Raw genomic sequence first — 12,325 nt, 5'->3', positions numbered from 1 at the left:
TGGGCTCGGCTCTACAGAAACCTGCTGAGGCGCTTACTCGCAGCGCGTGGACGTGATGATGTTGTCCTTGTCCACGAACACGCGCAGGCGGTCCGGACGGATGTCCTTGGTGGTGATGGTGCTGGGGCCGATCGGGTTGACCAGACCGGCACCGCTCTCGCTGGACAGGCGGCGGATGTTGGGCTCATTGGCCGGTTGGCCGATCGCCCAGCCGAGCTGGCTGGCGTCGCAGCGGCCGCTGCCCTTGACTTCCGGGCCAGGCGTGCTGACACAGGCCGACAGCAGCAGGGCGGAGGCCGGCAGCAACAGGGACAGACGGAATGCAGACATGCGAGCGCTCCTGCGCAGGGGATGATGGCGGGAACGATAGCACCCGGCGTGCGAAAGACGTCAGCGTCCCGGTCATTGCCGGCACAGCGCGGCCATTGCATAGTGGGAGGGATGGCTGGCAGAACGCCGGCGGGCAGGCCGGGCCGTTCCGGTGCAGGTGCTGGACACGGTATGACGGCAGGCAGTTTCCGCGACAAGGGCAGAACGATGACGGCACTGGCGCTGTCCGTGCTGGGCGCAGCGTTTGCCGCCTCCGCCGCCGAACCGGTGCCAGAGGCGGCGGCCGAAGCACCGATGTTTGGTGCCTGGCGCAATCTGCAGACCGAATCCGGCTACGCGCCGGCCCAGCGCAACCTGGCCTTCGCCATGCTGCCGCAGGCCGCGACCCGCGGCGACCGTTTCGCCATCCTCGACCGCGAAGGCAGGCGCACAGTGTGCTGCCTGCAGGTGGCCAGTCCGTCGCTGGGCGTGGCCGCGCTGCGTGAGCAGTACCACCTGCCGCAGGCCTGGGTGACCGACCTGAGCAACGGTCGCAGCCCTGCACGGCCCTATGTGCCGCACGTCTATGCAATGCAGCGGGTGGACGAACTGGTCGACTACAGCTTTGCCGATGTGCCCGGTGCCTACAGCGACCTGGGCGGATTGTTGACCCCCGAAGGCGCCGCGCTGGAAGCCGATGGCAGCGCCGTGCGCCTGGGTGACAGCCGTTACCCGCTGCAGTTCCAGCGCCAGCCGCATGCCGATGACGATGGCGCGCTGGACCGCTATACCCTGCAGGCGGGCGAGGGCGCGGCCCCGTTCGTGGTTGAAGTTCCGTTCGGCACCTACTGATTGCAGCACTGCACTGGCTAGAATGCAGCGCGGCGCCATCTGCCGCGCCTGTTTCGTGAGCCGTTGCCGTGTCCCTGCGTCCCTTGCTGCTGCCGTCCCTGCTGCTGTTGTCCGCCTGTGCCAGTGCGCCTCCGCCGCCACCGGCCCACTCCGATGCGCTGTGGCGGTTGATCGAGCGTGACTGCCGTGGCACCGAAGGGCCGCGTGGCGACTGCCTGCGGGTGGAAACGGCGGCGGACCGCCGCGATGTGCTGGTCAAGGACGCGCACGGCGACTATCAGTTCCTGCTGATGCCGCTGGACAAGGTCAGCGGTATCGAAAGCCGCAGCCTGTACCAGCGCGGCGCACCCAATTACTTCGGCGCGGCCTGGCTGGCCCGCACCCACACCGAAAGGGCGCTGGGCCAACCGCTGCCACGCAACGTTGCCAGCCTGGCACTGAATTCACCGCATGGCCGCTCGCAGCATCAGCTGCATATCCATGTGGACTGCCTGCGTGCCGATGTACTGCAGGCACTGGATGCCCACGCCGGCGCGATGGGCAGCCGGTGGGCACCGCTGCCGGTGCCGCTGCGTGGCCATCAATACCAGGCACGCCTGCTGCCGGGTGCGGAACTGACCTCCAATCCGCTCAATCTGCTGGCCTACGACCTCGCAGGCGTGGACGACGTGGGCCAGTGGAGCCTGGTCGTGGTGGGCCGGGACGCAGTGCAGGGCGGCCCGGGCTTCATCCTGCTGGCCACCCGCGTGGACGCCGGCACCGGCAACGAGGCCAGCGGCGAAGAGTTGCAGGACCATGCCTGCTCGGTGCTGACCGGTGCCGGCAACGCGCTGGAGCGGGTGCGCTAGTCCAGCACCCTGTGCTGGCTCCGCCACATTGGCGCGGTCAGTGCCAGCAGCTGACGGTCCTGCCAGCCTTCCATATCCAGATGATGGTCGCGCAGCAGGCCTTCCTGCTCGAAGCCGAAGGCCCGCAGCGCGGTGGCGAACGGATCACTGCAGTCCGGTGGCAGCATCACGAACAGGCGATGCAGGCCGACGTCCTCGAACAGGAAAGGACACAGCGCCTGCAGTGCCGCGTCGGCATGCGGGTGCCAATGCTGCAGCGACAGCAGCTCGGCGCTGCGCGCGTGTAGTGATTGCAGGCGGACGTGCAGCTGGTCCAGCACGTTGCCGTGGTCGTCATCGAACACCCCCAGCAGCAGCTGGTCGTTGTCCTGTTCCAGGCGTGAGCGATGCATGTGGGCGAGGAAGCGCGCTTCCTCATCGATGACGGACGGATCGCGGCGGCCGCGCCGCCGGCGGTCATCGAACAGGCGCCAGCGTGGCAGATCGGTGCGTTGGAACGGGCGCAGGGTGACCGGGGCCACCTGCAGTTGCAGCAGATGGCGGCGCAGCACCGGGCGCAGCGGGGGGAGGGGGAAGGTCGGGTACGGGGTCATCATCCCAGCAACGATGGCCGTGCCTGCAGCCCTGCACCATTCAAAACATTGCAAAAGTGTGGTGGATGGCACTGCGGGTCTGATTCGGTTCAGGCATAAGGCCATCAGGCCTGGTCATTTCCGTTGAAACCGCCCATTCAGGACACTTTCGTTACGGGATCGTTATGCGTCGTACAGGCCGCTGCCCCCGTACCACCACCCGCCCAACTCCCCAGGAAGCCCATGTCCGCCTCCCACAAGGCGCTGCGCCCGCGTCCGCTGGTGCTCGCACTGTCGTCCCTGATGCTGGTCTCGCTGCCGGCCTTCGCGCAGGAAAGCGCACCCACCACACTGCAGGAAGTGAAGGTCACCGGCTCGCGCATTCCGCGCGCCAGCGTCGAGGGCCCGTCGCCGGTGACGGTGATCAGCCGCGAGCAGATCGATGCGCAGGGCTACCGCAATGCCTTCGATGCGTTGAGCGCGCTGACCGAAAACACCGGTAACGTGCAGGGCGAGGACTTCGGCAATACGTTCACGCCGGCCGCCAACACCATCAACCTGCGCGGGCTGGGTCCGAACCGCACGCTGGTGCTGGTCAACGGCCGCCGCCAGGCCGACTACCCGCTGGCCTACGAAGGGTCGGTGAACGTGGTCAACCTGGCCAACATTCCCAGCGCGCTGATCGAGCGTATCGAGGTGCTGGCCGCTGGCGCATCGGCGGTATACGGCTCCGACGCCATCGCCGGCGTGGTCAACATCATCCTCAAGGACCGCTTCCAGGGCGTGGACGTGAACGTGCGCGCCGGTGGCACCGAGCAGGGCGGTGGCGACAACCAGCGTGCGCAGGTGGTCGGCGGCAGTTCCGGCGAGCGTTGGGATGCGCTGTTCGGCTTCGAGTTCGATGTGCGCAAGGCGATCCACGCGCGCCAGCGCGACTTCATGGATTCGCTGGACGATGATCCGGCTGGCAAGGCACCGCAGGCGACCGCGATCGCCTATCGCCGCAATGCCGCCACCGGCCGCAACATCGACCCCGGCGTCAATGGCTGCGATGGGGCGTCGGAGATCTACGGTGGCAGCGTGTTCCGTGCCAACAACCCGAGGCAGGGTTGGTACTGCGGCAGCAACGAGGCCGCCGCCAGCTACTGGACCGTGCAGACCCAGAAGCGCAACCTCAACGGTTATGGCCTGCTGACCTTCCACGTCAACGAGACCACCGATCTGTTTGCCGATCTGGCCGTAGGCAGTGCACGGATCTACAACAACACCCGCGCGCCCACCTGGACCTCGGCGCGTAATTACTTCTACAACCAGTCCACCGGCAACCTGGAGAGCTGGTACCGCCGGTTCGCGCCGGAAGAAATCGGTGGCCTGCCGCGCAACGCGAACCGCTTCCTGGAAAACTCATGGTCGTTCAACGTCGGCGCGCGTGGCCAGATCGGCGACAGTGGCTGGGACTATGAGGCGGTCTACAGCCGCTCGCGTTACGAGAACCGCACCCGCCGCCCGGTACTGCTGGCTGGCATCAACGAGTACCTGCTCGGCCCGAAGCTGGGCGTGCGCAATGGCGTGGAGGTCTATGCGCCCGACCCGGCGCGCCTGTTCCAGCCGTTGACCCCGAACGAATACGAGGGTCTGTCGGGCTACCAGGAAAGCCGCAATGCGGCGTGGCTGCAGACCTTCAGTGCCAGTGTCAACGGGCGCCTGTTCGCGCTGCCCGGTGGCGACGCTGCATTGGCGGCGGTGGTTGAAGCCGGCAGCCAGGGCTACCGCAATCGCCCGGACCCGCGGCTGGGCACCGGTGAATTCTGGAACACCAGCGCCGGCATCGGTGCCGGTGGAGAGCGTGACCGCTATGCGGCCGGCGTGGAACTGCAGCTGCCGTTGCTGCAGTCGCTGACCACCACCCTGGCCGGTCGCTATGACCAGTACCGTGCCGGTGGCGAGCACATCGGCAAGGCCACCTGGAGTTTCGGCGTCGAGTTCCGGCCGATCGAGAGCCTGCTGATCCGTGGTACGGCGGCGACCAGCTTCCGTGCGCCGGACATGAACTACGTGTTCGCCACCGAGACCCGCGGCTACAATCCGGGCATGACCGACTACTGGCGCTGCCGCACGGCGGGCCAGTCGTACGACAACTGCGACTACAACGGCCTGTCGATCGACTACAGCAACCGTGCCAACGCACAGTTGCAGCCGGAGTCTGCGAAGTCGTATGGCTTCGGCGTGGTCTGGTCGCCGCTGGCCGGGCTGGATTTCAGCGCGGACTACTACGACATCCGCATCGACAACGAAGTGACCAGCCTCGATACCAGCCGCATCCTGCGTGATGAGGCCGATTGCCGGCTGGGAAAGACGCTGGGCGGCGAGGCGCGTGATATCGGTTCACCGCTGTGCCAGGACGCGCTGTCGCGTGTGATCCGCAACCCGTCCAACGCCACCGTGCAACCGGACCAGGTGACACGTGTGCTGATCAATCCGATCAACGCGGCCTCTGAATCGGTGCGTGGCCTGGACCTGAAGGGCAACTGGCGCTTCGATGCCGGCCGCTACGGCCGCTTCACCACGCGCCTGGCCTACACCGTGGTGCTGGAGCACACGTACCGGCAGTTCTCCGACGATCCGGAGCGTGACATCCGCAATTCGCTGGATGACTACCAGTGGCGCAGCAAGGCCAACGGCAGCATCACCTGGAACCAGGGTGACTGGACCACCACGCTGTATGGCAACCGCTTCGGTTCGCTGCCGAAGACCGATGGCAGTGGCCGCATCGCGCCGTACATGACCTACAACGCCAGCGTGTTCCGCCAGTTCGGCGAGAACCTGTCGGTGGGCGTGATCGTCAACAACCTGCGTGACAGCCGCCCGCCGGCGGACAAGAACGGAGGCGGCTGGCCGTTCTACCCGGTCGGCAACTACGACCCGTACGGCCGCCAGTACTGGGTGCAGCTGGACTACCGGTTCCGCTGATCCGACGGATGAACGAAAGGCCCGGCACTGCCGGGCTTTTCTTTGTGCAGTGCACCCGTGTTGCCGCTGCGCGCGTGGCATGCTGTGGCGCTACATGGAGGGCGATGCGCATGGATGTCAGGGTGTGGAGCGTGATTGCAGTGGTGGCTATTGCGGGTTGCAGTGGCAGGCAGGCGTCCAGCGTGGAGGAAGCCGCGGAGGTGGCCAATGCCGCGCCTGCGCAGTCTCACGCGCAACCAGCGGAGCATGCTGGGCCATCGCGCGCGGCAACGGCATCGAGTGCCACGACGGCTGCCCCTGGGCTCGCGCAACCGGAGGGGCACTTCCTCGAGGGCGAGCGCATGCTGCTGAGCGAGGAGGCCGTGTCCGTGCAGAAGAGCGAGGCGCTGCTGGGTTCCGACAAGGCTTTCGCGCAGGCGATCAGCCAGTTCGAGCGGGATGCCGCCGGCCACCCGGAAGTGCAGGACCTGACCCGGCTGTACAGGACGGCCGCGACCCGGCTCATCGGCAGCGACGGCTCGCTGGTGTCGTTCGCCTGTGGCTACAGCCTGTGTGTCGGCGAGATCCGAAGCCGTACCGATGAGGATTTCAGTGCCTGGTCCGAGGCGATCGGCATGGACAAGGCGGCCCCGGTCTACAGTCTGACCACCGCGCCGATGACACGGGGCAGGGAGCAGCGTGGTGGGCGCTTCGTGTTCTCGGTGGATCCGGCCGCCAACGGCATCACGGGCCCGTAGCGCCGGCGGATGCCCGGCGCCACGGCGCGTTACGGAAGCGCCTGCTGCAGGTACGACTCGATGACGTAGCTGAAAGGCTGCTGCTGGCGGTCGCGCAGCAGGGCACGCACTTCCAGGATCACGCCGTGATCGCCTTCGCCCCGCGGCGGCCAGAAAGTCTGGTCAGCCAGGGTCTGGCGCTGGAAGCCGAGCGGGCCGACCACGCGACCGAACGGTTCGTCGGTGCTGTCCAGCACCTGGTTCATGGCCGGGCTGAGATGCTCCGGTAGATACCAGTTGTCGGCCTCGGACAGCACGCGGCTGCCGCAGACCAGCTGCACGCGGCGATAGCGCAGGTCGGTACCCGGCTTCACGCCCAGCGCCTGCAGCACGTCTGCGGGGGCAGGCTTGTCCTGGCCGTGCACGCGCACCGCGCGGACCCGGGCTTGTTCGGCCAGCCCATGTTCGGCGCACCAGTGTTCCAGCGTAGCGGTGGCGCTCTGCCCGGACAGCACGCGCTGGTGCAGGCGCTCGACCAGTGCAGCCGGGGCGATCCGCTGCTGGCCCGGCGGCGAATGCAACGGCGCGGCGGCCGCAGCATCGGTGGCGGACAGGCTGGCGATCGGGGCGGCGGCAAGCAGGGACGCGGCCTGCCAGCGGCGGAGACGATCGTGGCGGTCGGACGGGCCCATGCGGCATCACAGCGGAAACAGGCGCCCATGTTACCCGTTCAGGGGTGTGCACGGCGTGGCTGCGACCCGTTGTCGCAGGGGGAATCATCGTTCTGGTGAATGCGTGCCATCCAGATATTTCGTTGGCCGATGGCTGTGTCGAGGCGCACGATGGCGCCAGTCTTGCCTTTCCGGGAGTTCCCGATGACCCTGCAGTTCATCCACGGCGGCGTCGACCGCAACGGTGCATCGCTGCACTTCCATATCCGTGATGGCCGTATCAGCGGGCTCAATGGCGATGCCAGGCCCGACGATGGGGCGGAATGCGTCGATCTGAAGGGCTTCGCGGTGCTGCCCGGGCTGGTCGACGGCCACATCCACCTGGACAAAAGCTTCGTCGGCGACCGTTGGCACCCGCATCAGCCGGTGAACAGCCTGCGTGAGCGGCTGGCGGTGGAAAAGGCGGCAGTGGCAGGTGCGGCGCCGATGGTCGATCGCGCGGAGGCGCTGATCCGCCAGTGCAGCGGCTTCGGCACAGTGGCGATGCGCTGTCATGTCGATATCGATGGCAGCACCGGCCTGGGCCACCTGGAAGCGGTGCGAGAGGCCGCGCTGCGCTGCGCCGACATCATGTGCATCCAGCTGGTGGCGTTCCCACAGGCGGGCGTGATGTCCTGCGCTGGTACCGCAGCGGTGCTTGAGCAGGCCCTTGCAGCGGGTGTGGACGTGCTGGGCGGCATCGATCCGACCACACTCGATGGCGATGCCGAAGGCCAGCTGGCGCTGCTGTTCGGCCTGGCCGAGCGCTACGGCGTGCAACTGGACATCCATCTGCATGAGCCCGGCGAAACCGGCCTGGCTCAGCTGCTGCGCATCGCTGCGCGGACCCGGGCCGCTGGCCTGCAGGGGCGTGTTGCGGTCAGCCATGCCTATTCGCTGGGTGAAGTGCCGCTGGCGCGCGCGCTGCAGATGGGCGAAGCATTGGCCACGGCCGGCGTAGCGATCATGAGCAACGCGCCGGGTGATCATCCGTTCCCGCCGCTGCGCGCGCTGCATGACGCCGGCGTGCGCGTGTTCGCCGGCAACGACAACATTCGTGACTGCTGGTGGCCGTATGGCAATGGCGACCTGCTGCAACGCGCGATGCTGCTGGGCTATCGCTCCGGCTTCCATACCGATGCCGACCTGATGCTGGCGCTGGACATGGTCACCAGCCAGGCCGCGCAGGTGATCGGGCTGCCGCAGTACGGTCTTGCGGAAGGGCATCCGGCCACTTTCGTGGCGGTGCGTGCCGACCACGGCCCGGCCGCCGTGGCCGGGGTGCCGGTGGAGCGCCGCGTGGTGGTCGACGGACGCTGGCTGTAGATCCACGCCGCGCGAACCCTTGTAGCGCCGAGCCATGCTCGGCAGTTTTTCAGACGTAATCGTCGGCGCGGGTGGCGACGAATTCCTCAAGCCACACCAGCAGATGGGCGATGTCGATGATCTCGCCCTGCTCGACGCGCTTGAGCAGCAGCGTGCTGGCGCCGATCTGCAGGCTGCTGTCGGCATAGCGCAGCACCGCGTCGATGCCCCACGCATCGGTGACCTGCATCCAGGCCAGGCCCGGCACGCGCTGTGCCAGGGTGTCACCGAACGCCACGCCCAGCGCTTCCCAGCCATCGCAGTCATCACGGTCGATCAGCTCGGCATCGACCACGCGCTGCAGCGTGGCGGCCGGCAGCGGCCATTGCACCGGCAGGGTGGGAAAGCCGGCGGCCACGCGCGCGGCGATCAGCGAGCGCTGGTGCTGCAGATGCGTCTGCAGTGCAGCGGGCAGGGGATCGAAGCGGGTGGGGATTTCGTCGGACATGGCAGAGCGCCGTGGGGCACGGAAACAGCGGTACTGTAACGGGAGGCCAATTGCCTTTGAGCGCTGGAATTGATCAGATTTCGATGATCAATGCGCGAGATCCACGCCGGACAATGTGGCTGTCGAGGTTGCCGGCCAGCGGCCGGCACTACCTCAGGTGCGGTGATCAATCCGGCTCGCGTTGCACCTGCCGCCACAGTTCGCTGGCCAGCGCGCGCACAGCATCATCTGCGTCGGCACGATGCAGCAGGCCGATCTCGTAATTGTCGATTACCGGCAGCTCGCGTTCGCCATCGATGATGCGGTGATCGCGGGTGACCGCGCGGCGTGGCAGCAGGCTGATGCCGATGCCGTCGGCCACCGCACCCTGGATGCCGCTGAGCGAGGAACTGGTGAAGGCGATGCGCCAGCGCAGGCCCAGCGCCTCCACGGCGTGGATCATCTCGTCGCGGTACAGCCCGCGCGGCGGGAAGGTCACCAGCGGCAGTGGGTCCTGCAGCAGGCAGCTGCTGCGCAGGCTGTCGATCCAGTGCATCGGCTCGCGTCGGCAGTGCACTGCCTGGCGGGTGTTGCGGCGTTGCTTGACCAGCACCAGGTCCAGTTCGCCGTGGTCGAAGCCGTGGGCCAGGTCGCGGCTGAGGCCGCTGCTGATCTCCAGTTTCACCTGTGGGTGGCGGCGGCTGAAGGCGGCCAGCATGCGCGTGGTCTGTGCGTTGACGAAGTCCTCGGGGACACCGATGCGCACCGCGGTTTCCACGGTAGCGCCGGCCAGCGCCTGTGCCATTTCTTCGTTCAGGTCGAGCATGCGCCGCGCGTAGCCAAGCAGGGTGTGACCGGCGTCGGTGGGGTGCACGTCGCGGTGGCCACGTTCGAGCAGGCGATGCCCGGCCAGTTCCTCCAGCCGGCGCACCTTCTGGCTGACCGTGGACTGCGTCGAATGCAGGCGTGTGGCCGCCGTGGTGAAGCTGCCGCAGTCGGCCACCATCACCAGCGCCCGCAGCAGGTCCAGTTCGAACAGCGTTCTATTCGATTTGGCACTGTCTTGCATTTGAACATTTCACTTCTGGATGCACGTGGCGACTTCTACCATGCAGGCGAGGGGGCAGCAAGCACCGCGCCCCGGTTGTACCGGCATCGCCCGCTGGGCTCGCCGCACAGGAGAACCGAAGATGCGAATCCATCGTTGCCATCGCTGGCCTGCTCCGGTGGGTCGCCTGTTGCTGCTGTGCCTGCTGGCGATGGTCATTCCAGCCTGTTCTGCCACCGTGTGCTCGGCCGATGCCCGCCTGCGCGATGCCGCCGCCCGCGGTGATGCCGAGGCAGTGCGTGGGGCGCTGGAAGACGGCGCCGATCTGGAGGCGCGTGATGACCAGGGCCGTACCCCGCTGCTGCTTGCCACGCATGGCAACAATGTAGACGCCGCGCGTGAACTGATCGAAGCCGGCGCCGACGTCAATGCCAAGGACGCCATGCAGGACAGCGCCTACCTGTACGCCGGCGCGCGTGGACTGGATGAGATCCTGGCGATGACCCTGGCGCATGGCGCCGATCTGGGCAGCACCAACCGCTATGGCGGCACCGCACTGATTCCTGCCGCCGAGCGCGGCCACGTGGCAACGGTGCGCACGCTGCTGCGCGCCGGTGTTGCGGTGGATCATGTCAACCGCCTGCACTGGACCGCGCTGCTGGAAGCGATCCTGCTAGGCGACGGTGGCGCGCGCCACGTGCAGATCGTGCAGCTGTTGCTGGATGCCGGCGCCGACCCCGAGCTGGCTGACGGCGACGGTGTGACGCCGCTGGCGCACGCGCGCAAGCGCGGCTACACCGAAATCGAGACCCAGCTGCGCCAGCATGGCGCGGCACGCTGAAGACCGTTCCCTTCCACTCCGCACGCTGCGCGTGCCCACCAGGATGCTGTCCATGTTCCGTTCCCGTCCGTTATCGCTTGCCATCCTCCTTGCGGCAGCACCTCTGTCGGCGTCTGCTGCCGAGCGCGCCGACCTGCTGATCCGCAATGCCACCGTGGTCGATGTCGAGAACGCCAGCACCCTGGCCGGGCAGAGCGTAGTGATCCGTGGCGATGACATCGTCGCAGTCGGCCCGGACGCCACGATGCGCAGCCAGTGGAGCGCGGCCCGCCAGATCGATGCCAAGGGCAAGTACCTTATCCCGGGCCTGTGGGACATGCATGTGCATTTCGGTGGTGGCCCGGCGCTGATCGAAGAGAACAAGGCGCTGCTGCCGCTGTATATCGCGCACGGCATCACCACCGTGCGCGACTGTTCCGGCGATCTGCCCGAGCAGGTGCTGCAGTGGCGCGGCGAGATCGCCAAGGGCACGCTGTTCGGTCCGCGTCTGCTCAGTTCGGGCGCGAAGATTGAAGGCATCAAGCCGGTCTGGAAGGGCACGATCGAAGTGGGCAGCGAGGCCGACGCCGACAAGGCGATCAGCCGCCTGCAGCACGACAAGGTTGATTTCGTGAAGATCACCGACAGCACGCTGAAGCCGGAACTATTCCTGTACTCGGCCAGTGCTGCGCGCAAGGCCGGCTTCAAGGCCTCGGGCCACATTCCGATGGCGCTGACCGTGGAACAGGCGGTCGATGCCGGCCTCGCCTCGATCGAGCATCTGGACTATGCATTCAAGGCCGGCAGCAAGGACGAGGCGCAGATTGCCGCCGACTTCGGTGCCGGCCGCATCGACCGTGCCGAAGCCAATCGTCGCCTCGATGCGAGCTTCGACCGTGATACCGCGATGCACGCCTACCGCGATTTCGCCAGGCGTGGCGTGTTCGTGACCCCGACCCTCAATGGTGGCCGCATCCTCGATTTCCTTGACCAGGATGACCACGCCAACGATCCGTACCTGGCCTACATCGGCCCGGGCCTGCGTGCGACCTACCAGTGGCGCGTGGACCGCGCGGCGAAGGCCACGCCGGCGCAGATCGAAGCGCGCCACGCGCAGTACCACCAGGTGGCCGCAGTGCTGCCGATGCTGCAGGAGGCCGGCGTGACGATCATCGCCGGCACGGACGCAGGCTTCCTCAATTCGTTCAACTTCCCGGGCATCGCCCTGCACCAGGAGCTGCAGCTGTTCGTGAAGGAAGGCCTGAGTGCTCCGCAGGCGCTGTCTGCCGCGACCCGTTCCGGCCCGGCCTGGTTCGGCCAGATGGACCGCTACGGTGGTGTTGCGCAGGGCAAGGCTGCCGATCTGGTGCTGCTGACCGCCAATCCGCTGCAGGACATTGCGGCGACCGAGAAAATCGACAGCGTGATCCTGCGTGGCACCGTGTATGACCGTGCAGCGCTGGACAGGATGCTGGCCGATACCAAGGCCAAGGTCGCAGCGTGGAATGCCGAGGCCGCAAAGGCGCAATGATCGGCGGGGTCAGAACCCTTCCGACCGGGAAGGGCTCTGACCCCAGCGTCGAACGGAATCCAGGCACGACGCGGATCCATGGCGGCGGACAGCCCCTTGCTTCCGGCACGGGAATGATTCGGTGCGGGGACCTAGCATGGTGTCCGTTTCCCGTTCG

At 67.2% G+C, this 12,325-nt stretch carries 12 protein-coding genes; 7 read left to right on the top strand and 5 right to left on the bottom strand.

Features of this window, described 5'->3' with window-relative positions:
- Positions 1-33: 33 nt before the first annotated feature.
- Positions 34-330, bottom strand: a complete 297-nt coding sequence (locus ACZK2G_RS13210; RefSeq protein WP_046986524.1) for a hypothetical protein — start codon at positions 328-330, stop codon at positions 34-36.
- 171 nt (positions 331-501) lie between these two features.
- Here ACZK2G_RS13210 and ACZK2G_RS13205 point away from each other — a divergent pair, with 171 nt between their 5' ends.
- Positions 502-1,161 carry a decarboxylase gene (locus ACZK2G_RS13205; protein WP_253079065.1) on the top strand — a complete coding sequence of 220 codons (660 nt, stop codon included), beginning with the start codon at positions 502-504 and terminating at the stop codon, positions 1,159-1,161.
- A gap of 68 nt (positions 1,162-1,229) precedes the next feature.
- Positions 1,230-2,009 (top strand): CDP-diacylglycerol diphosphatase, encoded by a 780-nt coding sequence (locus tag ACZK2G_RS13200; protein ID WP_478473563.1) that lies wholly within the window; start codon positions 1,230-1,232, stop codon positions 2,007-2,009.
- Here the strand turns inward: ACZK2G_RS13200 and ACZK2G_RS13195 are convergent.
- Positions 2,006-2,605, bottom strand: coding sequence for a GNAT family N-acetyltransferase (locus ACZK2G_RS13195; RefSeq protein ID WP_253079063.1), 600 nt, complete (start codon positions 2,603-2,605; stop codon positions 2,006-2,008). The two genes, ACZK2G_RS13200 and ACZK2G_RS13195, sit on opposite strands and share 4 nt — an antisense overlap.
- 219 nt (positions 2,606-2,824) lie before the next feature.
- On the opposite strand from ACZK2G_RS13195, the gene ACZK2G_RS13190 reads away from it, so the two are divergent.
- Positions 2,825-5,551 (top strand): TonB-dependent receptor plug domain-containing protein, encoded by a 2,727-nt coding sequence (locus ACZK2G_RS13190; protein ID WP_295376332.1) that lies wholly within the window; start codon positions 2,825-2,827, stop codon positions 5,549-5,551.
- Between the two features lie 110 nt (positions 5,552-5,661).
- Positions 5,662-6,288: a hypothetical protein gene (locus tag ACZK2G_RS13185; RefSeq protein ID WP_478473561.1), complete on the top strand. Its 627-nt coding sequence runs from the start codon at positions 5,662-5,664 to the stop codon at positions 6,286-6,288.
- A 29-nt stretch (positions 6,289-6,317) separates the two neighbouring features.
- On the opposite strand, the gene ACZK2G_RS13180 is transcribed toward ACZK2G_RS13185, so the two are convergent.
- Positions 6,318-6,959 (bottom strand): hypothetical protein, encoded by a 642-nt coding sequence (locus ACZK2G_RS13180; protein WP_253079060.1) that lies wholly within the window; start codon positions 6,957-6,959, stop codon positions 6,318-6,320.
- Between the two features lie 183 nt (positions 6,960-7,142).
- Here ACZK2G_RS13180 and ACZK2G_RS13175 point away from each other — a divergent pair, with 183 nt between their 5' ends.
- On the top strand, positions 7,143-8,303 hold the full coding sequence (locus ACZK2G_RS13175) for an amidohydrolase family protein (protein ID WP_478473559.1): 1,161 nt from the start codon (positions 7,143-7,145) through the stop codon (positions 8,301-8,303).
- A 49-nt stretch (positions 8,304-8,352) separates the two neighbouring features.
- On the opposite strand, the gene ACZK2G_RS13170 is transcribed toward ACZK2G_RS13175, so the two are convergent.
- Positions 8,353-8,790: a DUF3806 domain-containing protein gene (locus tag ACZK2G_RS13170; protein ID WP_136638100.1), complete on the bottom strand. Its 438-nt coding sequence runs from the start codon at positions 8,788-8,790 to the stop codon at positions 8,353-8,355.
- Positions 8,791-8,956: 166 nt separating this feature from the next.
- Complete coding sequence (locus ACZK2G_RS13165; protein WP_100434859.1) at positions 8,957-9,838, bottom strand: LysR substrate-binding domain-containing protein; 882 nt, start codon at positions 9,836-9,838, stop codon at positions 8,957-8,959.
- Positions 9,839-9,959: 121 nt separating this feature from the next.
- Between ACZK2G_RS13165 and ACZK2G_RS13160 the strand changes: the two genes are divergently transcribed.
- Together ACZK2G_RS13160 and ACZK2G_RS13155 are read left to right on the top strand one after the other, a co-directional pair.
- Complete coding sequence (locus tag ACZK2G_RS13160) at positions 9,960-10,658, top strand: ankyrin repeat domain-containing protein (RefSeq protein WP_478473558.1); 699 nt, start codon at positions 9,960-9,962, stop codon at positions 10,656-10,658.
- 52 nt (positions 10,659-10,710) lie between these two features.
- On the top strand, positions 10,711-12,168 hold the full coding sequence (locus ACZK2G_RS13155) for an amidohydrolase family protein (protein ID WP_136638097.1): 1,458 nt from the start codon (positions 10,711-10,713) through the stop codon (positions 12,166-12,168).
- Positions 12,169-12,325: the final 157 nt, after the last annotated feature.

The organism is Stenotrophomonas sp. 107298_Sma (genome assembly GCF_056480345.1).
This window is presented reverse-complemented; position numbering and strand designations above follow the sequence as displayed.